This window comes from Streptomyces sp. NPDC042259, assembly GCF_055582085.1.
On sequence record NZ_JBVJDW010000004.1, the window covers coordinates 152,350 to 175,602 of the forward strand.

Sequence of the window (23,253 nt, forward strand, 5' to 3'; positions counted from 1 at the left end):
TTCCAGCAGTACGTGCCGAGGGCGGCACCCCCATCGCGGGGGTGCCGCCCTCGGGCGTTTTCGGCGGGCGGGCGGCCTCAGCCCCGCGTCGCGTCGAGCGCGGCGCGCAAATGGCCCTTGGACTCCGCCAGCAGACGCTCGGCCGTGGCACCGTCGACACGGCCGAGGAGCACGAGGATCGCGTTCTTCACCTCGCCGCCGGTCTCGCCGAGCGCCGTCTCGATCTCCGCGTCGGACGCCCCCGTGGCCAGCGCGACGATGTGCCGGGAGCGGGCCCGCAGCTTGTCGTTCGAGGCACGGACGTCGACCATCAGATTCCCGTACGTCTTGCCGAGCCGGATCATCGTGATGGTCGAGAACATGTTGAGCACCAGCTTCTGGGCGGTGCCGGCCTTCAACCGGGTCGAGCCGGTGAGCAGTTCCGGTCCGACGACGACCTCGATGGCGTGCTCGGCGGCGGCACCGAGCGCCGAACCCGCGTTGCAGGACAGGCCCACGGTGAGCGCCCCGGCCCGCCGTGCGTACGCGACGGCCCCGATCGCGTACGGCGTGCGGCCGGAGGCCGAGACGCCCACGACGGTGTCGGCCGCCCCCACGGCGAGCTCGGCCAGGTCCGCGGCGGCCAGCTCCGCGCTGTCCTCGGCCCCTTCGACGGCCCGGACCAGGGCCGGCGGGCCGCCCGCGATCAGCCCGACGACCTCGCCGGGGTCGGTGTTGAACGTCGGCGGGCACTCGCTGGCGTCGAGCACCCCGAGCCGGCCGGCGGTGCCCGCGCCGGCGTAGACCAGGCGGCCCCCGGCCGCCATCCGGGCGGCGGTCGCGTCGATGGCGGCGGCGATCTCCGGGAGCCGGGCGGCGACGGCGGCGGACACGGTGGCGTCCTCGTCGTTCATGAGCCGGGCGAGGTCCGGGGTGGGCAGCCGGTCTATGTCCGCGAGTTCCGGGCGGAACTCCTCGGTGGTGAGGGTCGCCAGCTGGGCGCGGAGCGCGGCGTACGCGGCGTGGGAGGTCATGGGCGGGCGGCTCCTTCCGGGCCGGGGCGGATCAGCGCCGGCTCCGCGGGGTGTGCCGGTGGGCGAGCGCCTCGTAGGAGGCGGACAGCGCGGGGGCGGCCTTGTCGTAGGTGCGCTGCGCGACACCGATGAAGAGGCAGTCCACGACGAGCAGTTGGCTGGTGCGGCTGGACATGGCGGCCGGGCGCAGCTCGCTCTCCCGGGCGGAGGACGTGGTCAGGACGTGGTCCGCGTACTGGACGAGTTCACCGTCGGCGCGGCCGGTGATGGCGAGCGTCGTCGCACCGTGCTCGAAGGCGACCCGCAGCGGCTCGATGACGTCGGTGGTCCGCCCCGAATGACTGATGGCGATCGCCACGTCCCCGGCGCGCAGTTGGACGGCGTTGGTGACGGCCAGGTGCGGATCGCCGGGCGCGTGGGCGATCAGCCCGATGCGCAGCAGCTTCTGGACGAGGTCCTGGCCGACGAGATGGGAGGCGCCGATGCCGTACACATCGATGCGCCGGGCCGTGGCCAGCGCGGCGACGGCGGACTCCAGCTGGGCGGTGTCGAGGGCGGCGGCCGTGTCCGCCAGGCACTGCGCCTCCTCCTGGGCGAGCTTGGCGACGACGCTCGGCAGGGGATCGTCCACGGCGATGTCGGCGGTGACGGCGGGTGCGGCGCCCGCCGCCTGCTGCGCGGCCAGCGTGGCGAGGGCGATCCGCAGATCGCGGTATCCGGGGTAGCCGAGGATGCGGGCGGTGCGCACGACGGTGGCCTCGCTGGTGCCCGTGCGCTCCGCGAGGCCGGTGACGGTGAGCGCGGCGGAACCGGCCGGGTCGCCCGCTACGGCCTCGGCGACGCGCTGCATCGAACGGGTCATCGAGGGGGCGAGGGTGCGGACCTTGGCGGCGAGGGCGGCGGGTGCGGGAGGTGCCGGATTGGCGGGCGATGACGCGGCGTCGAAAGTTTCCTTCAGTTTGCTGCTCACCTTTTGAAAGGTATTTTCGGTCCGGTGAACCGTCAACCCTCGCGGTCCCCGACAATGGACCGTATGGAGCTCGAACAGGCACTGCACATCGCACGCGCGCTCGTCCTCGCAGATCTGGCGGCGGGGGACGTGGCGGAGGCCGGAATCGTCTCGCTGGTCGAGGACGCGGTCACCCACCGGCGGTGGTGGGTCGAGCAGTGGCCGGAAGGCGCCGCGTTCCTGTCCGGTCTCATCGCCCAGGACGTCCAGGACGCCCTGCTGGAGCGCCACGGGCGCTGGCCGCTGTGCCCGCTGTGCGTGGGCGAGGGCGACCCGCACGCGCTGGAGGTCGAGCCCGAACTGGGCGCCGACCCGCACTGGGCGTGCGCGAAACAGGCGGTGCTGGTGGCACCGGTGGGCTCCCTGGCGACGGCGCTGCGATGACGCTCTACATCGACCCGCCCACCTGGCCCGGACACGGCCGGATGTGGTCGCACCTGGTCAGCGATGTCAGCTACCAGGAGCTGCACGCGTTCGCGGCCCGGCTCGGCGCTCCGGCGCGGGCCTTCGACCGGGACCACTACGACGTGCCGTCGTCGTCCTACGGTGACGCCGTGCGGCTGGGCGCGGTGGAGGTGGGCACCAAGGAGCTGGTACGGCTGCTGACGACGGCGGGCCTGCGCAAGCCGAAGTACGACCGCCCCGGCGCGCGGTAAGCCTGGCCCGCGGCCGCGTCTGTAGCGCCCCCTGGTGGTGCGCGGCGGTGTCCTCGATCGCCGGACGGGCTGCCGTGCCGTGTCCTCAAGCGCCGGACGGGCTTGTTTTGGCTGAGGTCAGCGCAAATCGAGCCCGTCCGGCGCTTGAGGACGCGCCCGCAGGGCGCTCGCCGCCGCAGGCGGCACGGACGGCTCGCTGCCGGAGGGCTGCTGGGCGGACGTCAGCACCACGCGGGAGCCGCTCGTCGCGCGGTGCAGCCGGGAGGCGACGGCCGTGGTGCCCACGGCCAGGGCCGCCAGGCCCGCGCTCGTCCAGGCGACCGCCGGATAGCCCCAGCCGGCGCCGATGACGAGTCCGCCGAGCCAGGGGCCGACCGTGTTGCCGATGTTGAACGCGGCCGTCGTCGTGGCGCCCGCCAGCGTCGGCGCGGCGTTCGCGACGTTGAACATCCGGGCGTTCAGCGCCGGTGCCGTCGCGAAGGCCGTGACGCCCAGCAGCAGTGCCATGCCCACGGCGGCGGCCGGGGTGTGCGCGGTCAGCGCCAGCACGGTGAGCACGGCCGCCGAGGCGGCGATGCCGCCGTACATCGTGCCGAACAGATGGGCGTCCGCGATCCGGCCGCCGATGGCCGTGCCGATCAGCGCCCCCACGCCGAACAGCCCCAGCACGGTCGGCACCCAGCCCTCGTCGATCCCGGCGGTCTCGGTGAGCAGCGGGGCGAGGTAGGAGAACAGGCAGAAGACGGCGCCGCCGTTCAGCGCGGTGGTCACGAGCGCGAGCCAGACCTGCCGGTCGCGGTAGATGCCCAGCTCGGTGCGGAGCCGGGGGGCGTCCGCGCCGGTCGGCGGCTTGGTGCCGGGGACGAGCGCGAGCACGCCGACCAGGCCCACCGCCGACAGGGCGGCCACCGCCCAGAAGGCCGCCCGCCAGCCCGCGTGCTGTCCGAGGAACGCTCCGGCGGGCACGCCCGCGATGTTGGCGATGGACAGTCCGCCGACCATCACCGCCATGGCCCGCGCCCGTGCCGTCACCGGCACCAGTGACACGGCCACCGCCGCGCCGACCGCCCAGAACCCGGCGCACGCCAGCGCGCTCACCACCCGGGAGGCGAACAGCACCCCGTACGAGGGAGCGAGCGCCCCCGCCACCTGCCCGAGCCCGAAGACGGCGAGCAGGGCGACGAGGGTGGTGCGGCGCGGCAGCCGCAGCGTCGCGGCGGCGAGCAGGGGCGCGCCGACCACCATGCCGATCGCGAAGGCGGACACGAGCAGCCCGGCCTTGGGTATGGAAACGCCCATGTCACGGGCGAGGGGCTGCAGCAGCCCCGACAGCATGAATTCTGACGTTCCGAGGGCGAATACTGACAAACCGAGGACGTGGACGGCGACGGGCATGCGGTTCGGGCTGGCGGTCGGCATGTCCGGTGCCAGCGCGTATTCCGGCCACGGTATTCCCGCGGGCGGGGGCCGTCTCGCCCAGTGGAAGGCGATGCCGTCGCCGAGTCCGCGATATGCGGGTTTGCGGCGTTGTTCCACACGCTTTCGGTGGGGAGTCCGCCGAATACCGTCCGGCGGCGGGGCGGCTGCGGCTATATTGCCGATTCCTGCCCTTGCTGGCCGCCCGGACAAAGAGAGCGGATACATCTGTCGAGGGGCGTATTGAGTCGCGGTGACGGCGCCCTGGTCATGAGCGCCCCGCAAACTGCTCCGATGCGCTCGGGGTGGGTGGGGAACGTGTGGTTCAAGTGGGTCGACGTCAGGGTGAACGCCGGGATAATCGCTGCTGTCACGGTGCGTTTCGGTCCGTCGAAAGCAGGTGCCATGTCTCTGAAAAAGAAATCGCAGGATTTCGCCTTTTATGTGATGCCGGTTGTTTCTCCCGGATTGACGATCGGAATTACGGCACTGGCCAATGAGTCCGCCGGTTCCGCAAAGTTTGCCCTCTTTTTCGCGGCGGCGCTCGCGGCGGTGATCGCCCCTTTCCTTTCGTCCCTGCTGCGGAAGCGCTACCGACGTATCGAGGGAATTAAATTCGAAGCGGCCATGTCGGCGATCGTCGATCACATGGGCACCTTGGTGGGTGCCAAGCCCGCCCAGGTTCCCAGGATCCTGGGGCAGATTCATGACCGGCTCATCACTGTCGTGGCCAACGGCGCGAGCAGGAAGGCCCGGTCGGCCTTCTATTCCCTGGGCGGCGACGGGCACTTCGACCTGGAGGTCGTGCACGGGCAGGCGACGCCCCCGGTGCAGTTCGACAGGAAGACCGAGAAGGCCCTGATCAACGTCCTGAATCAGGGGCAGATCGTTTACATCCATGACAACCGGAACACCAATGGGAACCTGAAGATCAACCTGGGGGACGATTATCTGTCTGCCATCGTCGCCCCGGTGTGTGCCGGCAGCGAACCCCAGGGGGTGTTGATCATCGATGCGCCCAAGGTGGGGGATCTGCCCGAGGGGAAAGTGCGCAAGCCTTATCTGATGGTCATCACGGGAATGCTCGGCACCGCGCACGCTCTGGGCCGACGGGCGATGGAGTCCTGACGGGCGCTGCCGGTTGGTTACGGCATTCGTCCAGGTGAAACTACCTCAACGACGGGGTAGAAGCAGTGAAGTTGTGGCGAAACGGACGCCGCGGAGGGCGGTGTCCCTATCGTCGACGTACGGCTACGCGAAGGTGGGGGTCAGCATGAGCGTGCGCGAGGGCGAGATCATCGAGTCGGGGCGTCGCTGGATGGCCGGCGAGGCGACCAATGACGAATATTTCTCCAAGGTGCTGCGCTCGGCACCGATAGCCCCCGGCCGGGAGCTGGTACGCAGCATCCGTGCCTGGATGCTGGCCGTCCTGCGCTCCCGACGACCATCCTAGGGCGGCGGGCCTGGCTGCGGGCCGTGTGTCCCGCACCACCGCTGCGCGGCGATTGAGGACGCGCCCGCAGGGCGCTCGCCGCCGCAGGCGGCAAGATGGGCCCGCAGGCCGTAGAAGACGCCGGCCAGGCGAGAGGCTAGAGCGCCCCCAACTCGTCCGTGAGGTTAAGACGCGCGGCCGCCTCCCAGCGGTCGTGTCCCTGCGGGGTGCGGAACAGCCGGGGCAGCGCCAGCAGTTGGCGCAGAACCGCGGCGCGGCCTGCGCGGAACGCGTCGTCGGGGACGAATCCGTACTCCTCGCGGACGGCCGCCGCGTAGGCCGCGTACTGCCGCGGCGTCCCCGCCAGGACGGCGAGGTCCGCGTCGCACAGCACCTCGCCGTTCCAGTCGCCGGGGGCCGGGTCGTGGCCGACGGTGAGCCGTACGAGCCGGGCGACCTCGGCCGTGCGGGCCTGGTCGACGCCCAGCTCGGGCAGGGCGCGCTCGGCGAGCCGGGCGCTGCGCTCCTCGTTCTCGGAGCGGTCGGGGCGGTAGACGGCGTCGTGGAACCAGGCGGCGAGACGGACGGTGTCGGCGTCGTCGGCGTGCTCGGCCAGCTCGTCGACGCGGTCGAGGACCGCCAGCAGATGGTCGACCGTGTGATAGCGGCGCTGCGGTTCGGACCAGCGCCCCAGCAGGTCGTCGGCGTACGGATCGGGGTCGGGGTGGGCCCCGTGCGGGACCGCCGCCGCGCGGGCCCTTGCCACGGTCTGCCGCCAGCGGACGCGCAGTGCGGGGCTGGACGGGTGTACGGGCGTAGCTGACATAGGCCAATTGTGGAGCACGGCTTTCGACGGGTACGGCGCATGTGGCAGGCTGTCCTACATGTCTAGACCAATTCTTGAGGTGATCGCGCTCGACGTCGAGGACGCGGTGGCGGCGCAGGCCGGAGGGGCGGACCGCCTCGAACTGGTCAGTGACATGGCCGCCGACGGCCTGACCCCGGCCCTCGGGACCTTCGCCGCGGTCCGGGCCGCCGTCGACATCCCCGTGCGCGTCATGCTGCGCGCCACCGACGGTTTCTCGGTGGGTGGCGCCGCGGCGCTCGACGCGCTGTGCGCGGACGCCGGGGCGTTGACCGCCGAGGGGGCGGATGAGTTCGTGCTCGGTTTCCTCACCGACGACGGCCGGGCCGACCTGCCGGCCGTCGCCCGTCTCGCCGAGACCGTCGGCCCCCGCGCCCGGTGGACGTTCCACCGTGCCCTCGACCGGGCCGCCGACCGTGACGCCGTGCGCAAGCAGCTCGCCGACCAGCCCGGACTGGACACCTACCTCACCGCGGGTTCCGCCGCGGGCGTCGACGACGGCCTCGCGACGCTCGTCGCGGAGGCGGCACGGAAGGACGAGCCGGGGTACGAGCCGCGGATCCTCGTGGGCGGCGGGCTGCAGCTGCGGCATGTGCCGGTGCTGCTCGACGCCGGTGTCTCCGCGTTCCACATCGGCGGGGCGGCCCGCCCCGCGGGCTGGGACGCGCCGGTTTCCGCGGCCGCGGTCGCGGTCTGGCGGGAAGCCCTCGGCGGCTGAGGCCGTCTGCCGGCCGCACCCGCCTATTCCGCTGCGCGGGGCGTCCTCACTTTCCCGTGGCCACTGCTGCGAGCTGCCCGACGGGGCTTGACGCGGTGCGGGGGCGGGACGTCGTGACGGCGACCAGGGCCAGTACCGCCAGGGCCAGCGCCGTGGAGACCAGGGGGAACCAGCGCTCGCCCAGCAGCGTCATCGCCAGGCTGCCCGTACCGCCGCCCGCGGCCATGCCCAGGTAGAGCGCGCTGCTGTTGAGGGAGATCAGCAGGGGCGCGTGGGCCGGGCTGAGGGAGACCAGCCGGTGGGGCTGGGCGACGGAGATGGCCCAGCCGGCGAGTGGGGAGACGGCGGCGTAGAGCAGGGCGCCCGCCATGGTCAGGCCGAGCCAGGGCAGTGCGGTGAAGGCGAGCGCCGCCGCCGAACCGGCGGCGAGCAGCACGGTGCGCACGCCCCAGCGGTCCACCGCCCGGCCGCCGAGCCAGCTGCCGGCCACCGAGGCGACGCCCGTGACCAGCAGGATCAGGCTGAGCCGGCCTGCCTCGCCGCCGGTCGCGGGGCGCATCGCGACGGCCAGGTAGATATAGACGGCCTGGAAGGCGACGAAGAAGACGAACGTCGTCGCCACGGCGGCCACGATCCGTCCGTCGCGCAGCGGTGCCAGCCGCTCGCGCAGGCCCACGGCCTGGGCGGGGGCGGGCAGTTCGCGCAGGAAGGCGGCCAACCCCAGCAGGGCCACGGCGCCGAGCGCGACGACCAGCCACATCGTGAGCCGCCAGTCGGTGCGGCCGACGTACGTGCCGAGCGGCACCCCGAGGGCCGTGGCGACGGTCATCCCGCCCAGGACCGTCGCGATCGCCCGGCCGCGCCGCTCCGGCGGTACGAGCGCGGTGGCGACGGCGTTGGCGGTGGGGGTGTAGAGCGCGGCACCCGCCGCGGCGAGCACCCGGGTGGCCAGCAGCGTCGGGTAGTCGGGGGCGAGCGCGCTGAGCGCGTTGGCGGCGGTGAAGACCGCGAGCGCGGTGAGCAGCAGCCGGCGCCGGTGCCAGCGGGCGGTCAGCGTCGCGAGCACGGGTGCCAGCAGGGCGTAGGCGAGCGCGAAGACGGACACCATCTGGCCGGCGGCCGCGACGGAGACGTCGAGGTCGTCGGCGACCCGGCCGAGGATGCCGGCCATGACCATCGTGTCGGTGCCGACGGCGAACGTGCCGAGGGCGAGCAGGAGCAGGCGGAGGCGCACGGGTTCCCTTCCCCATGATCATTGTTGGATACTCGTCAAACAATAGGGAAGAGTGGATGATTGTCAAACAGTTCCGGGTGGGGGCGAAGGTGAGGAGGCAAGCGTGGTGGACGAGTGGCTTCCGCAGCCCGCGACCGAGGACATCGAGCTGGTCAAGGTCATGCACGCCCTGGGTGACCCGGTGCGGATGCAGTTGTTGTCCGTCTTTCTGGACGGCCGGGAGCACGGCTGCGACCTGACCGGGCTGGGGCTCGATCACCTGCACAAGTCGACGGTGTCGCACCATATGCGGGTGCTGCGCGAGGCGGGGGTGACCGCCACGCGCGTGGCCGGCCGCAACCGCCTCGTCCGGCTCCGCAAGGCCGACCTCGACGCGAGGTTCCCCGGCCTCACGGACACGCTGCTGACAGCGCTGGGGCGGTAGGCCGTCTCCGGCGGGTCGGGTGAACGGTGGCGACGACGGCCCGCGGTCGGGGATCCGCCGGAGACGGCCCTACCCCAACTGTGCCGGCAGCGGCTCGGCGTGCACGATCGTCAGCCCCGACACGGCCCGGGTCAGCGCCACGTACAGCCGCCGCAGCCCCGTGCGTTCGTCCGGTTCGCCGGCCACGACGGCACCCGGCTCGTCCAGGACCACGTAGTCGTATTCCAGGCCCTTGGCCAGCGTGGCCGGGACGAGGGTGAGACGGGCGTCGGCCGAGGTCTCCTCGCCGGGGGACAGGAACGGCAGGCCCACCGCCGTCAGGGCCTCCGCCAGCGCGGCGATCCGCGCGTCCGCCGCGATCAGCCCGGTCGAGCCCTCCTCGGCGAGGGCCGACACACACGCGGAGACCACGGCCGCGTCGCGCTGCGACGGCTCCACCGCCCGCACCGCGAAGTCCCCCGCCGCCTCGCGGACCGAGGTCGCCGCGGCCAGGCCGGGCGCGATGGCGGGCAGCAGCCGGGAGGCGTACGCGATCACCTCACGCGGCACACGGAACCCCGTCGTCAACTCCTCCACCGCGGCATCCGGCTTGCCGAGGTGGGCGAGGGCCTCCGGCCAACTGCTCGTCGCCCAGGGGGTCGTGCCCTGCGCCAGGTCGCCGAGGATCGTCGCCGAGCCGGTCGTGCAGCGGCGGCCCACCGCGCGGTACTGCATGGGGGAGAGGTCCTGCGCCTCGTCCAGGACGACATGGCCGAGCGAGGGGGTGCGGGCGACGAGATCGGCCGCCTCGTCGACGAGCACCGCGTCGGCCGCCGACCACTTGGCCGACTTCACTCCCCGGGCCGGCTTGGCCCAGAGGATCTCCGCCTGCTCCCCGGCGTCGAGGATCCCCTCCGCGTGCGCGGCCAGGAACTCCGGCTCCGACAGCAGCCGCAGCACCAGCTTCGCGGGATCCACCGGCGGCCAGACCGCCTTGACCGCCGCCTTCACGGCCGCGCTGCGCGCCACCGCGTCCTGCACCCGGTCGTCGGGGGCCTCGCCGGCCTCCTCCATCCGTACGAGCACGGTGTGCGCGATGCGCTGGGGCAGCGCGTCACGGGCCGCGCCGTAGCGGATGTCGCGGCCCAGCAGCTCGCGGACCATCTCCTCGACCTCGTACGCCGGAACCCGCCAGCGCCGCGACCCGCGCACCACCACCACGGGTTCCACCGGCATCGTCACCCCCGACCGCACCGCGCGCCGCAATACCTCCGCCATCCGGGCGTCGCCCTTGATCCGCGCCGCGGCGGCACTGTCCGTGCCGCGCACCTCGACGTGGGCGACGAGGTCGTCGACGGTGGCCTGGGCGACGTTCAACTCGCCGAGCGCGGGCAGGACCTGCTCGATGTACTGGAGGAAGGACCGGTTCGGGCCGATGACGAGTGTGCCGGTGCGGGCGAGCCGCTCGCGGTGCGCGTACAGCAGGTAGGCCACACGGTGCAGGCCGACGGCCGTCTTGCCCGTCCCCGGGGCGCCCTGCACACACACCGTGCCGCCGATGCCCGCGCGGACGATCTCGTCCTGCTCCGGCTGGATCGTGGCCACGATGTCCCGCATGGGGCCGACGCGCGGCCGCTCGATCTCGCTCTGGAGCAGCCGGCTGGCCCGCTCGTCACCGGCGGCGTCGGTCAGGTCCTCGTCCTCGTACGCCGTCAACTCGCCGCCCGTGTAGCCGAACCGGCGCCGCAGCCGCACGTCCATCGGCTCCTTCTTGGACGCCCGGTAGAACGGCTGGGAGACGGGCGCCCGCCAGTCGATGACCATCGGGTCGCCGTCCGCGTCGTGCACATGCCGGCGGCCGATGTAGAAGCGTTCCCCCTCGGCGCCCTCCGCCCGCTCGGCGCCGGGCGCGTGCAGATAGTCCAGCCGGCCGAAGAACAGCGGGGTGTGCGCGAGGTCGGCGAGGGCGGTGATGCGCTCCTCGATCTGCCGCTGCAGCACGGCGGCGTTGACCCAGTTCGCCGTGACGTCCTTGATGTCGAGCGACTCCACGTCGGCACGCATGGCACGCAGCGCGGACCGGGAGGCGGAGAGATGGGCGCGCTCGCGCGTCAGAGGGTCGTTCACGTCGGTTACGTGCGCGGGCACGGCAAAGCCTCCTGGCGTACGGCGGTGTGAGCGGGAGCCGCCCGGTTACCGACCGGGCGGCGACGCTCCCGTAGGCGATGCGGGAGGCGGCGGAAGGGTGGAGTCTAGTCAGCCGGGAAGGGGCGGGCGAATGATTTTCCGCCCGCCCCTTCCCGGCTGTCCGCGGCGTCAGTCCTCGGTCAGGAGGATGTCCGTGTCGTCGAAGATCCGCAGAACGACGAGGAGCAGACGTCCTCGCGACACCATGTACTCCGCGACGATCTGCGACGTGAGACGGATTTCCCTGTCCTGCTCGCCCGCGCCGACGGGCCGCGAGAGCTCGGTGTAGGGATCACGCGCGAGGATCTCGACCGCCTTGTCGAACGACGCCCTGCGCGGGGGATCCAGCCGATCGCGGTCACGTGCTGCCGGCTCGGTGTACAACACCTCGTAGGTGTCCTGATGGGACATGTTGCTCTCTCCTTGCCAGGGCGCGACTCTCCCGCCAGCGTACCGACCGGGAATCGCTCGCGGGGGCGAAGGACCGCCCGGCCGGACGGCTCAGGCGGCGTCCTCCCCCGCGAGCAGCGAATCCGCGTCGACGATCCGGTACGCGTACCCCTGCTCCGCCAGGAACCGCTGGCGGTGCGCCGCGAAGTCCTGGTCGACCGTGTCGCGCGCGACGACGGAGTAGAAGCGCGCCTCGTGGCCGTCGGCCTTCGGGCGCAGGACGCGGCCGAGGCGCTGCGCCTCCTCCTGGCGGGAGCCGAACGTGCCCGACACCTGGATGGCGACCGTCGCCTCGGGAAGATCGATGGAGAAGTTGGCCACCTTCGAGACGACCAGCACCGAGATCTCGCCCTGGCGGAACGCGTCGAAGAGCTTCTCGCGCTGCGCGTTGGTCGTCTCGCCCTTGATGACGGGTGCGTTCAGGTGCTCGCCCAGTTCGTCGAGCTGGTCGATGTACTGGCCGATGACCAGCGTCTGCTCGCCCTGGTGCTTGGCGACCAGCGCCTCCGTGACCTTTCGCTTGGTGGCGGTCGTCGCGCAGTAGCGGTACTTCTCCTCGGTCTCCGCCGTCGCGTAGGCGAGCCGTTCCGCGTCGGTCAGATTGACGCGGACCTCGACACAGTCGGCGGGCGCGATGTAGCCCTGTGCCTCGATCTCCTTCCACGGCGCGTCGAACCGCTTCGGGCCGATGAGGGAGAAGACGTCGGACTCACGGCCGTCCTCGCGGACGAGCGTCGCGGTCAGCCCGAGCCGGCGGCGGGCCTGGAGGTCGGCGGTGAACTTGAAGACGGGCGCGGGCAGCAGGTGCACCTCGTCGTAGACGACGAGCCCCCAGTCCCGGGAGTCGAACAGCTCCAGGTGCGGGTAGACGCCCTTCCGCCTGGTCGTCAGGACCTGGTACGTGGCGATGGTGACCGGACGGATCTCCTTGCGGGTGCCGGAGTACTCGCCGATCTCCTCCTCGGTGAGCGACGTCCGCTTGACCAGCTCGTGCTTCCACTGGCGGGCCGAGACGGTGTTGGTCACCAGGATCAGCGTGGTGGCCTTGGCCTCGGCCATGGCGCCCGCGCCGACGAGGGTCTTGCCCGCGCCGCAGGGCAGGACCACGACACCGGAGCCGCCGTGCCAGAAACCCTCGACGGCCTGCCGCTGGTACGGGCGCAGCGACCAGCCGCTCTCGTCCAGCTCGATGGGGTGCGCCTCGCCGTCGACGTAACCCGCGAGGTCCTCGGCGGGCCAGCCGAGCTTGAGGAGGGTCTGCTTGATCTGACCGCGCTCGGAGGGGTGCACGGCCACGGTGTCGGGGTCGATCCGGGCGCCGACCAGCGGCTGGACCTTCTTCGACCGCAGGATCTCCTCCAGCACCGGCCGGTCGGTGCTCTCCAGCACGAGGCCGTGGACGGGGTGCTTGACGAGCTTCAGCCGCCCGTAGCGGGCCATGGTCTCGGCGATGTCGACGAGCAGGGCGTGCGGCACGGGGTAGCGGGAGTGGGCGACGAGGGCGTCGACGACCTGCTCGGCGTCGTGGCCGGCGGCCCGGGCGTTCCACAGGCCGAGGGGGGTGACGCGGTAGGTGTGGATGTGCTCGGGAGCGCGCTCCAGCTCCGCGAACGGCGCGATGGCGCGACGGCACGCGTCCGCCTGCTCGTGGTCCACTTCGAGCAGGAGTGTCTTGTCGCTCTGGACGATCAGAGGTCCGGTCACGCGCTGGGCCCTTTCGCTAGCGGTCGGCCGGTGCGGGCCGGATCGGACCGTACGGCCAAACCTCCAGTGTGCCGTATGCGGGCCCGAGCCCGTCCGCGTCCGGCGCCCCCCGCTGCGCGGTGGTTGTCCTCAAGCGCCGGACGGGCCCATGGGGTGCTCGCCGCCGCAGGCGGCAAGGGCGTCAGAGCGAGTCGTCGACCAGTTCGGCCACGCCGGTGATCCGGTGCAGCGGGTACGTGCGGACCTCGTCGGCCGTGTGGTCGTATGCCGTGACGAAGCCGCCCTCTACCCGGATCGGGGCGATGACCCGCTGGCTCGCGGCGCCCTCCGCGTTGACGTAGCCGATCCAGACGGCGGCGCCCGTCAGGACGGCGGCCTGGACGGTGGCGAGGGTGTCGGCGGAGGAGGTGCGCGGCAGGCCGCCGTTGGCGGGGGCCGGGGCGGCGGTGGGCTTGCGTTCGGCCGTGGCGGCCATGTCGCCCGCCCGGATCGCCCGTACCGCCGCGTCCAGCAGCGTGGGGCCGGGCGCGGGCGGGCCGTCCTGGACGGGCGTCGGGGCGGTGCGCGGCGGGGTGCGGCGGGCGTCGGCGCGGGTGACGACGACATCGCCCTCGGCGGACTCGGCGGCGGGCGCGTAGCCCATGCCGCGCAGACCGTCCAGGAGCGCGCCCGGGTCGGCCTGCGCCGCCAGCACCGTGGGGGCGAGGCGGCGCAGCCGCAAGGGGGCGGAGCGGCGGTCGGCGAGGATCTCCGCGAGGACCGCCTCGTCGTCGCAGCGCAGGTAGGAGGAGGCCGCCCCGACCCGCAGATGGCCGTGGCGGCGGGCCACGTCGTCGATCAGATACGACAACGGCTGCGGCACGGGAGTACGCGAGTGGGTGGTGAGGAACGCCTTGAGGTCCGACGCGCTCTGCCCGGCGTCCAGGGCGCGGCGCACCGAACCGGGGGTGAAGCGGTAGACGGTCGCCCCGCCCTTGGACTCGATGTCCGCGAGCACCCCCAGCGTCTGGGCGAGGGGCCGCTCCAGCGGGCCGGGCGCGACGGCCGTCAGGTCGGCCTGCAGCAGTACGTGGTCGAGCGGCTCGGGCAGCAGCGGCGCGAGGAGCGTGGCCGCGGCCGTCTCGACGGGCGAGGCGGCGTCCGGCACCGCCACGGCCAGGGCCCGGCCGTGGGCGGCGAGGGCGCCACGGCTGGTGACGCCCAGCAGGTCCGCCTCGGTCAGGGCCCAGCGGGCGAGCCGGGTGCGGAGGTCCTCGGTGCCCGGTTCGGCGGTGGTCCGCGGGGGGCGTTCCCAGTGCAGCCGGTCCAGGAGCGTCGCCGGGGCGACGGAGGCGCCCGGGGGCAGCGTGGCGAGGAGGGCGAGGACCCGCCGGCGGACCTCGGGGGCCGCGCCGCGGTCCAGGTCGGGGCCGAGGGCCGCGAGGGTCCGGGCCTTGGCGTCGCGTTCCCCGACGAGCCCCGGGGTGCGGGTGGCGGCCAGCCAGGCCGTGGCCAGACGCGTCCAGCGCTCCTCGGCGGGCAGCCGGAGCCAGTCGTCGTACGCGGGGGTCGGGGCGTAGCGTTCGTCCACCTCGCCGTCGGCGGCCAGCAGCCCCGCCGCGTAGGCCAGCTCGATCCAGAACGCGGCGGCGGACTCGGTGGTGTCCAGGGCGGCGGCGGTGCGCTTGAGGTCGCGGACGCTCAGCCCGCCCGCCCGCAGGACCAGCGGGCTGCCGCTCTCCCATTCCTTGAGGAGGTCCTCGACGATCGTCAGTGCCGTGTACGCCTGCCCGGCGGCCGTCGCGTCCACCACCCGCGCGGGGTGCTCGGTGACGGGCGCCAGCTCGGGGGCGACGGGCTCCGGCGCGCGGTGGGCCCGCCCGGGGCGCAGGTGCAGGGCCACCTCGCGGGGCAGCACCACACCACCGGGGCCGGTGGACAGCAGCAGCCCCCGGTCGAGCAGCCAGCGCAGATGGGGGGCGGGATCGGCGGTCACCGTGCCGTACGGCGGGCCCCAGAGCAGCTTGCCGAGCACGGCGGTGGCCTCGGCGGGCGCCTGGGAGAGCAGCGCCGCCATCCGCCGGCGGTCCTCGAACAGTGCGCTCAGCGCCGTCACGGCCGTCACCGGGTCGTGGGTGGCGGGCAGCCCGGCGGCGGCGACGATCTGCTGGACGCGCCCCGGTGACATGCCGGCGGTGGCCTCGGCGACGGTCGGCCCCAGACCCGTGGGGGAGGGGTGGGCGGCGCTGGGCGCCAGCACCTCGCGGACCGTGCGCACCAGCCGCAACCGGTCCTCGCCGCCCCAGACCAGGGCCTGCTCGCGCAGCGTCGCCACCGCGCGCGGCAACTCCTGCCCGATGCGGGGGTCCTCGTCCGTGTCACCGGTCATGAGGGAGCGGAGCGTCTCGTACGGGCATGGGTCGGGGGCCACGGCGAGCGCCTCGGCGACCTGGAGGGCGAAACGGTCCAGCCGCTCCAGCGTCCGCACCACGGAGGCGCGGGTGCCGGCGCGGGTGGCGAGCTGGGTGAGGTCGCCGGGCACGGGGTTGAGCAGGTCGGGGCGGGCGCGCAGCAGCGCGGCGAGGTCGTCGTCGGAGCGGGTGCGCAGCTCGTCGGCGAGCGTGCGGGGCGCGCCGCGGCCGGCTTCGCCCGTGCGGGGCGAGCCGCCCCCGCGGGGCGCTCGGCCCGTCTTCGCTGTCTCCCGCCGCGCAGTGGTCATTCTGTTTACGGTACCGGGTCGCGGGGGGTGGGCCCCGGGCTGCGTCGGCGGCCGTGGCGCGCCCGGGTGCCTCGCCGCGTTCCCTCCGTCGGCCCGGCGCGGAACCGGTACCTTCGGGGAGGTAACGGCTGGTGGGTCTTGGCTGGTGGTTTTAGGGGATTCGGTGGGGATCGAGAGTGATCAGCTTGTTTACGACTACTTGAGCCAGGTCGGGGACCTCGCTCAGCGCAGACCGCTCACCTCCGGCGAGCGCATGCGGCTGGTCACCCGGCTGCGCACGGAGATCGAGCGGCGCCGGTCGGTGGAGGGGGCCGACTCCCCGGCCGCCGTGCGCCGGATCCTCGACGATCTGGGCACCCCGGACGAGGCGGTCTCCGACGCGCAGGCCCCGGGCGGCGGGTCCGGGCCGGGCTCCGGGCCCGGCTCCGGCTCCGGCTCCGGTGACCCGGGCCGGGTGCCGATGCCGCGCCGCGAGGGCGAACCCGTCCGGTTCCCCGCCGCAGCGCCCCCGCACCTGGCGACCGAGGAGGAACTCGGCCGCACCGGTACCGGCGGTGACGCGGCGGACCGCTGGCAGCAGGCGGGCCCGGGGCCGTTCACGGCCGGGGACCGGGTGCACGGGTTCGTCGGCGGCATCGAGATCCCCGAAATGCTGAAGCCGCCGCCGGCCTTCGCTTCGGCCTCGGCTCCGGCTTCGGCTCCGGGCGAGCCGGTGCGGGAGCGGAGCGAGCAGGAGACGGAGGGCGTCGACGACGCCGGGCAGCGCCCCGGCGCGGGCCGCCCCGGACTGTGGCGCTCCGGGGACGGCACCTCCATGAGCCCGCTCCTGCTGCTCGTCGCCACGCTGCTGCTCGTCGGCGCGGTGCTCGGCAACTGGCTCGTGCTCGCCGCGGGGTGGGCACTCGCCTACGTCACCCGCCGGCTCTCGCACACGGAATCGAAGATGGCGGTCATGGGCGTCCCCGGCCTCACCGTCGCCGGTGGCATCGTCTGGCTCTGGGGCCGGGCCCACGGCCGCTGGGGCGCCCCGATCCCGCAGGGCGAACTGGGCACGGCCCTCTCGGCCACGTGGCCCGTGGTCGTCCGCGTCGCCGCCGTTGCCTCGGCGTTGTTCGTGGTGTGGCGGGCCGGTCGCCGCGGGCGGCGGGACGGCTCTTAGCCGAAGGCTGGTGTCGGCTGAGCCCAGCCGTATCAAGCCCGTCCGGCGTTTGAGGACGCGCCCGCAGGGCGCTCGCCGCCGCAGGCGGCCAAGACGGCCCGCAGCCGAAGAAACCGCCGGCCAGGCGAGAGGCGGTCGTCCTCAATCGCCGGACGGGCTAGATGTGGCCACCGACGGCCCGTCGTCCCTCCCGGCCAGAGACCACGGCGCTGACGGCACCACCAAAGGGCTGCCCGTCACCGGATCCGGTACGACCACCGAGTCCAGGCCGAAGACCTCGCGTACCAGGTCCGCCGTGACGATGTCCGACGGGCGGCCCCGGGCGATCACCCGGCCCGCCTTCATCGCCACCAGGTGGTCGGCGTAGCGCGCCGCCTGGTTCAGGTCGTGCAGCACCGCGACGACCGTGCGGCCGCGTTCGTGGTTGAGCTGGCGGACCAGGTCCAGTACCTCCACCTGGTGGGCGATGTCGAGGTACGTGGTCGGCTCGTCCAGCAGCAGCAGGTCCGTCTCCTGGGCCAGTGCCATCGCGATCCACACCCGCTGACGCTGGCCGCCGGAGAGTTCGTCGACGGCCCGTTCGGCGAGGGCCGACACATCCGTGCGGGCCATGGCGTCGGTGACCGCACGCTCGTCTTCGTCCGACCACTGCCGCCACCACCGCTGGTGCGGCTGCCGGCCGCGGGCGACCAGGTCACCGACGGTGATGGCCTCGGGGGCCACGGGCGTCTGCGGCAGCAGGCCGAGCGACTGGGCGATCCGCCGGGTGGGTATCCGGGAGAGTTCCTCGCCGTCCAGCAGCACGGCCCCGCCCTTCGGCTTCAGCAGCCGGCCGAGCGCCCGCAGGAGCGTCGACTTCCCGCAGGCGTTCGGACCGACGACGACCGTGACCTGCCCGTCGGGGACGTCGAGGTCGAGGGCGTCCACGACCGTGCGGTCCTCGTAGGCCAGGGTCAGGGCGCGGGCGGTGAGCCTGGTCTCGGTCACGCTGTGCCTCCGGGGCGGCTGCGAATGATCAGCCAGATCAGATAGGGGGCGCCGACGGCGGCGGTCAGCACGCCCACGGGCAGTTCGGTGGGCTCGAAGAGCTTTCGGGCGAGCAGATCCGCGAAGACCACGATGACCGCGCCCAGCAGCGCCGAGCACAGCAGGGGGATCTGCGCGGTGCGGGCCGTCCGGCGGGCGATCTGCGGGGCGAGCAGGGCCACGAAGTCGACGGGCCCGGCCGCGCCCGTCGCGATCGAGGCGAGCACCACGCCCAGCAGGACCAGCCCGAACCGCACCCGGCCCAGCCGCACGCCCAGGGCGGTGGCCGTGTCGTCGTCCATGGCCACCGTGCGCTGCGCCCGCGCCGCCCAGAGCACGAACGGGGTGAGGGCGAGCAGCGCCCAGCACACCGGCGTCGCCTCGTCCCAGCCGCGCCCGTTGAGCGAGCCGGTCATCCACACCTGGGCCTGCTGGGCGACCAGATAGTCGCCCTTGGTCATGAACAGATGAGTGATCGAGCGCAGCGCCACCGCGAAGCCGATGCCGATGAGCACGAACCTGGCGGCGTGCAGCCCGCGCCGCCAGGCGAAGGCGTAGACGAGGGCGGCGGCGAGCAGTCCGCCGATGACGGACAGGTACGGCAGGAAGGCGTAGGAGGTGACGCCGAAGGTCATCGCCCCGACCGTCAGCGCGCTCGCGCCCTGGGTGACGCCGATGATGTCGGGGCTGGCGAGGGCGTTGCGGGAGACGGTCTGGATCAGCGCCCCGGCGACGCCGAAGGCCGCGCCGATCAGCACTCCGACGGTCATCCGGGGCAGCCGCAGCGTGCCCACGACCAGTTCGTCGGGCGACGGCTGCCCGAGGACGACCCGCACGGCCTCGGTGGGCGCGACGAAGGTCTTGCCGACGCACAGGTACGCCACGCACACGGCGGCGAGCAGCACCACGAGGCCGAGGGCGACGGTCGCGGCCCTCCGGTGGACGAGGAACGAGCCGCGCCCGGCCCGGACGAGCAGATAACCGGCCGGCCGCAGCCGCGCACCAGGTGGGGGAGGGGCGGTGGCCGTCATGCCGCCACCGCCTTGCGGCGGACCAGGGTGACGAGGAAGGGCACGCCGATCAGGGCCGTCATGACCCCCGAGGGCACCTCGCCCGGCGGGAAGAGGATCCGGCCGACGACGTCGGCGACGAGCAGCATGACGGGACCGACGAGCGCGGCCATGGGCAGCACCCAGCGGTGGTCGGAACCGACGATCGCGCGGGCGATGTGCGGGACGGCGAGGCCGACGAAGGCGATCGGCCCGGCGGCGGCGACGCCCACACCGGTGAGGACGGTGGCGCCCAGACCGCCGACGATCCGTACGGTCGCGACGTTCTGCCCGAGGCCCCTGGCGACGTCCTCACCGAGCGCGAGGGCGTCGAGCCCGCGCGCCACGGACACCACCATCACCAGGCCCACCAGCAGGAACGGCCAGATCTGCGCGACGATCTCGGGTTGCCGGCCGGCGAGCGAGCCGACCTGCCAGAACCGGAAGTCGTCCAGCACGCGCGCGTGAGTGGTGAGGATGGCGTGGACGACCGAGACCAGCAGCGCGTTGATCGCGGCGCCCGCGAGCGCGAGCTTGATCGGCGAGGCACCGCCGCGCCCGCGCGAGGCGATGGCGTACACGGCGACGGCCGCGATGCCCGCGCCCGCGAAGGCCCACCACACGAAGCCCGTCAGGGAGTGCACCCCGGCGACGGTGAGCGCCAGGACGACGCCCACCGAGGCGCCCTGGCTGATACCGAGGATGCCGGGGTCGGCGATCGGGTTGCGGGTGATGCCCTGCATGGCCGTGCCCGCCACGGCCAGCGCGGCGCCGACCATCAGACCGATGAGGGTGCGGGGCAGCCGCATCTCCCGGACGACGGTGGCCGTGGTGTCCGTGCCGCCGTGCAGCAGCGCGTCGAGGAGTTCGGAGGGCGGGGTCGGGCGGGCGCCCACGGCGAGGCTGAGTACCACCGCGGCGAGCAGGGCGACGACCGCGGCCGTCGTCCAGCCGACGCGGCGGCGGAGCACGGCGGCTCCGGGGCTGCTGATCGGGACGGCGGCTGACATGGGTTCCACTTCGCGCTCGAAGAACTTCGCGGTCGAAAACGCCGACAACGCTGAGGGCGGGCGGACCGAAGCCCCAACTTAGGCAAGGCTTAGTGTACGGGTGGGGCCGGCGGCACAATGTGGGGCATGACCTCGCTCCCGCGCACGCACCGGTTCACGGTCGGCTTCGACCTCGACCTCACGCTGGTCGACTCCAAGCCCGGCATCCGGGCCGCCTACGAATCCCTGGTCGCCACCACCGGGACGCCCATCGACATCGACCTCGTCTGCGGCCGGCTCGGCCCGCCGCTCGAACACGAGCTGCGCAACTGGTTCCCCGCGGAGAAGGTCGGCTGGGCCGCCGACCTCTACCGGGCCGCGTACCCCAGGCTCGGGATCGTCCCGTCCCCCGCCATGCCCGGCGCCCGCGAGGCCATCGCCGCGGTGCAGGAGCTGGGCGGGCGGGCGATCGTCGTGACCGCGAAGTACCCGGTCAACGCCCGCCTCCACCTCGACCACCTGGGCCTCGCCCCCGACCTCCTCATAGGCGACCTGTGGGCCGAGGACAAGGCGCTGGCGCTGCGCGAGCACGGAGCGAGCGTCTACGTAGGCGACCACGTCGGCGATGTGCGCGGGGCGCGTACGGCCGGTGCGCTGTCCGTCGCGGTCGCGACCGGGCCGTGCGACGGGGAGGAACTGCGCGCGGCGGGCGCCGATGTGCTGCTCGACGACCTCACGGCCTTCCCCGACTGGCTGCGCGGCTACCTGGCCGGGAGGGACGCGGCCGCGTCCCGCGCCTGACGGCGCTGCTCCGCGATCGACCGCAGCACCCCGGCCCCGGCGACGAGGAAACCGACGCCCATCAGCATGCACACGAAGTACGCGGCGGGGGGCAGCGGATCGGCGCCGAGGAAGAGCGGCGCGACCGTCGCCAGGGTGGCGACCGCGCCCACGAGGAAGACGACGGCGCCGACGCGTACCAGCAGATCCCCGGCTCGGGGCGTTTCGTTGCTCACCCGACCAGGGTAGATCCCTACCGGTCGGCGTGGACGCCCATCGCCGTACGGACCGGACAGACGCCAGATGCGCAGAGGTACCACCCGGGGACGTCTTGTCACCGGGCCCGGGACCATTAGCCTTGGGGGTAGCGGGTCTTGCGACCCGCTGTCGTGCTATCCAGAGCTGTTTCGCCGTTGTTTTGTGCAGTTTCCGGCGTTTCCCGACGAGATACGAGGACGAGGACAGACGTGCCTACCGGCAAGGTCAAGTGGTTCAACAGCGAGAAGGGCTTCGGCTTTCTCTCCCGTGACGACGGCGAGGACGTCTTCGTCCACTCCTCGGTGCTCCCGGCCGGGGTCGACACCCTCAAGCCCGGCCAGCGGGTGGAGTTCGGTGTCGTGGCCGGCCAGCGCGGTGACCAGGCGCTCACCGTGACGCTCCTCGACCCCGCCCCCTCGGTAGCGGCCGCCCAGCGCCGCAAGCCCGACGAACTGGCCTCGATCGTCCAGGACCTCACCACCCTGCTGGAGAACGTCACCCAGCAGCTGGAGCGCGGCCGTTACCCCGACAAGGCACACGGCGCGAAGATCGCGGGCATGCTGCGCGCGGTCGCCGACCAGATGGACGTCTGAGACGTCCGAGCGGGATACGGCGGCGCACCGAAGGCGCTACGGAAAAGCGAGCGCGTCACGGCCGAGGGGAGGTACGAGCCCCTCGGCCGCGGCACGCGTGAGCAGACCGCGCACCGCCGCGTAACCGGCCTCGCCGAGGTGGGCCGTGAATTCGTTGACGTACAGCCCGATGTGCTGGTCCGCGACCGCCGGGTCCATCTCCTGCGCGTGCTCCAGCACATACGGCCGCGAGGCGAGCGGGTCGTCCCAGGCCATGCGCACCGACGCCCGTGCCGCCTCGGCCAGTTCGCGCAGCCGTTCCGTGCCCAGCGAACGCTTGGCGATGATCGCGCCGAGCGGGATGGGCAGCCCGGTGGTGGACTCCCAGTGCTCGCCCATGTCGGCGAGGCAGGCCAGCCCGTAGTCCTGATAGGTGAACCGGGCCTCGTGGATCACCAGGCCCGCGTCCACCTTGCCGTCCCGGACGGCCGGCATGATCTCGTGGAACGGCAGCACCACGACCTCGCCGACGCCGCCGGGCACCTCGGTGGCGGCCCACAGCCGGAAGAGCAGATACGCGGTCGAGCGCTCGCTCGGCACGGCGACCGTCTTCCCGGCCAGCCCGGCGGCGCTCCCGCCGTCCTTCGTCAGCACCAGCGGACCGCAGCCCCGGCCGAGCGCACCGCCGCAGGGCAGCAGCGCGTACTCCTCCAGCACCCACGGCAGCACCGCGTACGACACCTTCAGTACATCGAACTCGCCGCGCTCGGCCATGCCGTTGGTGAGGTCGATGTCCGCGAAGGTGACGTCCAGGGCGGGCGCGCCCGGCACCCGGCCGTGCGCCCAGGCGTCGAAGACGAAGGTGTCGTTCGGGCAGGGCGAGTACGCGATCTTGAGGAGCTCGCTCATGGGGTGACCTCGGCTTTCTCGGCGGATGACGCGACGAGCGCGGGCGGGAGCCGGCGGAAGGCGTCCGTGAGTGCGGCCAGCGCGTCACCGATCCGCCAGGCGGCCCGGTCGCGCGGTCCGACCGCGTTGGACACCGCCCGCAGCTCCAGTGCCGGCACCCCGTGCGCGGCGGCGGCCTCGGCGACGCCGAAGCCCTCCATGGCCTCGGCCAGCGCCCGGGGGTGGCGTGCCGTCAGCTCGACGGCCCGTTCGGCGGTCCCGGTCACCGTGGAGACGGTCAGCACCTCGCCGCGCGCCGCCCCGGTCGCCTCGGCCACGGCCCGTACGAGCGGCTCGGGCGCCCGGTGGCCGGTCACCCCGAAACCCAGCTCGGTGACGGACAGGAAACCGTCGGCCGTCCGCGCGCCCAGATCGGCGGCGACGATCACGTCGGACACCACCAGCGAGGCGAGCGGCGCGCCGGGCTGGAAACCGCCCGCGATGCCCGCGGAGACGACCAGGCCGTACGGCTCACCGGCGACGGCCGCGGCGGTCAGCGCGGTCGCGGTCCCCGCCGCCGCGGCGGCGGGGCCGACCCCGGCGGCGAGCACGTCGAAACGCGCCGTGCGGTGCAGGGTCGCACCGCCCGGCAGCGGAACCTCCGCGTGGTGTGGTGCGGCGGCCGTCACCGCCGCACGCTCGGCGGGTACGGCCGTCACCACGAGTACGCGCATCACAGGGGCCCGG

General features: G+C 73.4%; 24 protein-coding genes. 9 read left to right on the forward strand and 15 right to left on the reverse strand.

The window, feature by feature from the left end; all coding sequences use genetic code 11:
• Positions 1-77: 77 nt before the first annotated feature.
• Together murQ and ACZ6MA_RS12940 are read right to left on the reverse strand one after the other, a co-directional pair.
• Positions 78-1,013 carry an N-acetylmuramic acid 6-phosphate etherase gene (murQ, locus tag ACZ6MA_RS12935; protein ID WP_469433358.1) on the reverse strand — a complete coding sequence of 312 codons (936 nt, stop codon included), beginning with the start codon at positions 1,011-1,013 and terminating at the stop codon, positions 78-80.
• A gap of 31 nt (positions 1,014-1,044) precedes the next feature.
• Entirely contained in the window at positions 1,045-1,983 is a 939-nt protein-coding gene (locus ACZ6MA_RS12940) for a MurR/RpiR family transcriptional regulator (protein ID WP_469433360.1), read from the reverse strand.
• A gap of 54 nt (positions 1,984-2,037) precedes the next feature.
• On the opposite strand from ACZ6MA_RS12940, the gene ACZ6MA_RS12945 reads away from it, so the two are divergent.
• Together ACZ6MA_RS12945 and ACZ6MA_RS12950 are read left to right on the forward strand one after the other, a co-directional pair.
• The gene (locus ACZ6MA_RS12945) at positions 2,038-2,406 is read left to right on the forward strand and encodes a hypothetical protein (protein WP_469433361.1); all 369 of its coding nucleotides are present in this window, start codon (positions 2,038-2,040) and stop codon (positions 2,404-2,406) included.
• A complete protein-coding gene (locus ACZ6MA_RS12950) occupies positions 2,403-2,678 on the forward strand; it encodes a DUF4031 domain-containing protein (RefSeq protein ID WP_469433362.1) in 276 nt (91 codons plus the stop codon). The genes ACZ6MA_RS12945 and ACZ6MA_RS12950 overlap by 4 nt, the downstream gene beginning before the upstream one ends.
• A gap of 117 nt (positions 2,679-2,795) precedes the next feature.
• Here ACZ6MA_RS12950 and ACZ6MA_RS12955 read toward each other — a convergent pair whose 3' ends face one another.
• Entirely contained in the window at positions 2,796-4,073 is a 1,278-nt protein-coding gene (locus ACZ6MA_RS12955; RefSeq protein ID WP_469434080.1) for a Cmx/CmrA family chloramphenicol efflux MFS transporter, read from the reverse strand.
• A gap of 339 nt (positions 4,074-4,412) precedes the next feature.
• Between ACZ6MA_RS12955 and ACZ6MA_RS12960 the strand changes: the two genes are divergently transcribed.
• Both ACZ6MA_RS12960 and ACZ6MA_RS12965 read left to right on the forward strand, forming a co-directional pair.
• Entirely contained in the window at positions 4,413-5,222 is an 810-nt protein-coding gene (locus tag ACZ6MA_RS12960; RefSeq protein WP_469433364.1) for a hypothetical protein, read from the forward strand.
• Between the two features lie 145 nt (positions 5,223-5,367).
• Positions 5,368-5,547 (forward strand): hypothetical protein, encoded by a 180-nt coding sequence (locus tag ACZ6MA_RS12965; RefSeq protein WP_469433365.1) that lies wholly within the window; start codon positions 5,368-5,370, stop codon positions 5,545-5,547.
• 136 nt (positions 5,548-5,683) lie between these two features.
• Here ACZ6MA_RS12965 and ACZ6MA_RS12970 read toward each other — a convergent pair whose 3' ends face one another.
• Positions 5,684-6,352 carry an HD domain-containing protein gene (locus ACZ6MA_RS12970; protein ID WP_469433366.1) on the reverse strand — a complete coding sequence of 223 codons (669 nt, stop codon included), beginning with the start codon at positions 6,350-6,352 and terminating at the stop codon, positions 5,684-5,686.
• 58 nt (positions 6,353-6,410) lie between these two features.
• On the opposite strand from ACZ6MA_RS12970, the gene ACZ6MA_RS12975 reads away from it, so the two are divergent.
• Complete coding sequence (locus tag ACZ6MA_RS12975) at positions 6,411-7,109, forward strand: copper homeostasis protein CutC (protein WP_469433368.1); 699 nt, start codon at positions 6,411-6,413, stop codon at positions 7,107-7,109.
• A 46-nt stretch (positions 7,110-7,155) separates the two neighbouring features.
• Here ACZ6MA_RS12975 and ACZ6MA_RS12980 read toward each other — a convergent pair whose 3' ends face one another.
• Positions 7,156-8,343: an MFS transporter gene (locus ACZ6MA_RS12980; protein ID WP_469433369.1), complete on the reverse strand. Its 1,188-nt coding sequence runs from the start codon at positions 8,341-8,343 to the stop codon at positions 7,156-7,158.
• Positions 8,344-8,446: 103 nt separating this feature from the next.
• On the opposite strand from ACZ6MA_RS12980, the gene ACZ6MA_RS12985 reads away from it, so the two are divergent.
• Complete coding sequence (locus ACZ6MA_RS12985) at positions 8,447-8,767, forward strand: ArsR/SmtB family transcription factor (RefSeq protein ID WP_469433371.1); 321 nt, start codon at positions 8,447-8,449, stop codon at positions 8,765-8,767.
• 69 nt (positions 8,768-8,836) lie between these two features.
• Here ACZ6MA_RS12985 and ACZ6MA_RS12990 read toward each other — a convergent pair whose 3' ends face one another.
• The 4 genes from ACZ6MA_RS12990 to ACZ6MA_RS13005 all read right to left on the reverse strand — a co-directional run bounded on the left by ACZ6MA_RS12990 (position 8,837) and on the right by ACZ6MA_RS13005 (position 15,785).
• Positions 8,837-10,894: a HelD family protein gene (locus ACZ6MA_RS12990; protein WP_469433372.1), complete on the reverse strand. Its 2,058-nt coding sequence runs from the start codon at positions 10,892-10,894 to the stop codon at positions 8,837-8,839.
• 168 nt (positions 10,895-11,062) lie between these two features.
• Positions 11,063-11,344, reverse strand: coding sequence for a type II toxin-antitoxin system RelE family toxin (locus ACZ6MA_RS12995; protein ID WP_469433374.1), 282 nt, complete (start codon positions 11,342-11,344; stop codon positions 11,063-11,065).
• A gap of 90 nt (positions 11,345-11,434) precedes the next feature.
• Positions 11,435-13,087, reverse strand: a complete 1,653-nt coding sequence (locus tag ACZ6MA_RS13000; RefSeq protein WP_469433376.1) for a DNA repair helicase XPB — start codon at positions 13,085-13,087, stop codon at positions 11,435-11,437.
• Between the two features lie 181 nt (positions 13,088-13,268).
• Positions 13,269-15,785: a helicase-associated domain-containing protein gene (locus ACZ6MA_RS13005; RefSeq protein WP_469433378.1), complete on the reverse strand. Its 2,517-nt coding sequence runs from the start codon at positions 15,783-15,785 to the stop codon at positions 13,269-13,271.
• 163 nt (positions 15,786-15,948) lie between these two features.
• Between ACZ6MA_RS13005 and ACZ6MA_RS13010 the strand changes: the two genes are divergently transcribed.
• The gene (locus ACZ6MA_RS13010) at positions 15,949-16,944 is read left to right on the forward strand and encodes a hypothetical protein (protein ID WP_469433380.1); all 996 of its coding nucleotides are present in this window, start codon (positions 15,949-15,951) and stop codon (positions 16,942-16,944) included.
• 141 nt (positions 16,945-17,085) lie between these two features.
• Here the strand turns inward: ACZ6MA_RS13010 and ACZ6MA_RS13015 are convergent, their stop codons facing one another.
• Genes ACZ6MA_RS13015 through ACZ6MA_RS13025 form a run of 3 tightly spaced genes read right to left on the reverse strand, consistent with a single transcriptional unit; the run spans position 17,086 to position 20,029 of the window.
• Positions 17,086-17,931 (reverse strand): ABC transporter ATP-binding protein, encoded by an 846-nt coding sequence (locus ACZ6MA_RS13015; RefSeq protein WP_469433382.1) that lies wholly within the window; start codon positions 17,929-17,931, stop codon positions 17,086-17,088.
• Positions 17,928-19,001 (reverse strand): FecCD family ABC transporter permease, encoded by a 1,074-nt coding sequence (locus tag ACZ6MA_RS13020; RefSeq protein WP_469433383.1) that lies wholly within the window; start codon positions 18,999-19,001, stop codon positions 17,928-17,930. Before ACZ6MA_RS13020 ends, ACZ6MA_RS13015 begins: the two co-directional genes overlap by 4 nt.
• On the reverse strand, positions 18,998-20,029 hold the full coding sequence (locus ACZ6MA_RS13025; RefSeq protein ID WP_469433385.1) for a FecCD family ABC transporter permease: 1,032 nt from the start codon (positions 20,027-20,029) through the stop codon (positions 18,998-19,000). Before ACZ6MA_RS13025 ends, ACZ6MA_RS13020 begins: the two co-directional genes overlap by 4 nt.
• 126 nt (positions 20,030-20,155) lie before the next feature.
• Between ACZ6MA_RS13025 and ACZ6MA_RS13030 the strand changes: the two genes are divergently transcribed.
• Complete coding sequence (locus ACZ6MA_RS13030) at positions 20,156-20,809, forward strand: HAD family hydrolase (RefSeq protein WP_469433387.1); 654 nt, start codon at positions 20,156-20,158, stop codon at positions 20,807-20,809.
• Here ACZ6MA_RS13030 and ACZ6MA_RS13035 read toward each other — a convergent pair.
• A complete protein-coding gene (locus ACZ6MA_RS13035; protein WP_469433388.1) occupies positions 20,770-21,024 on the reverse strand; it encodes a hypothetical protein in 255 nt (84 codons plus the stop codon). The genes ACZ6MA_RS13030 and ACZ6MA_RS13035 overlap by 40 nt on opposite strands.
• A 231-nt stretch (positions 21,025-21,255) precedes the next feature.
• Here ACZ6MA_RS13035 and ACZ6MA_RS13040 point away from each other — a divergent pair, with 231 nt between their 5' ends.
• Positions 21,256-21,639: a cold-shock protein gene (locus ACZ6MA_RS13040; protein ID WP_130879373.1), complete on the forward strand. Its 384-nt coding sequence runs from the start codon at positions 21,256-21,258 to the stop codon at positions 21,637-21,639.
• Between the two features lie 36 nt (positions 21,640-21,675).
• Here ACZ6MA_RS13040 and ACZ6MA_RS13045 read toward each other — a convergent pair whose 3' ends face one another.
• Positions 21,676-22,527 (reverse strand): 1,4-dihydroxy-6-naphthoate synthase, encoded by an 852-nt coding sequence (locus ACZ6MA_RS13045; protein ID WP_469433390.1) that lies wholly within the window; start codon positions 22,525-22,527, stop codon positions 21,676-21,678.
• Positions 22,524-23,240 (reverse strand): futalosine hydrolase, encoded by a 717-nt coding sequence (locus ACZ6MA_RS13050; RefSeq protein ID WP_469434082.1) that lies wholly within the window; start codon positions 23,238-23,240, stop codon positions 22,524-22,526. The genes ACZ6MA_RS13045 and ACZ6MA_RS13050 overlap by 4 nt, the downstream gene beginning before the upstream one ends.
• Positions 23,241-23,253: the final 13 nt, after the last annotated feature.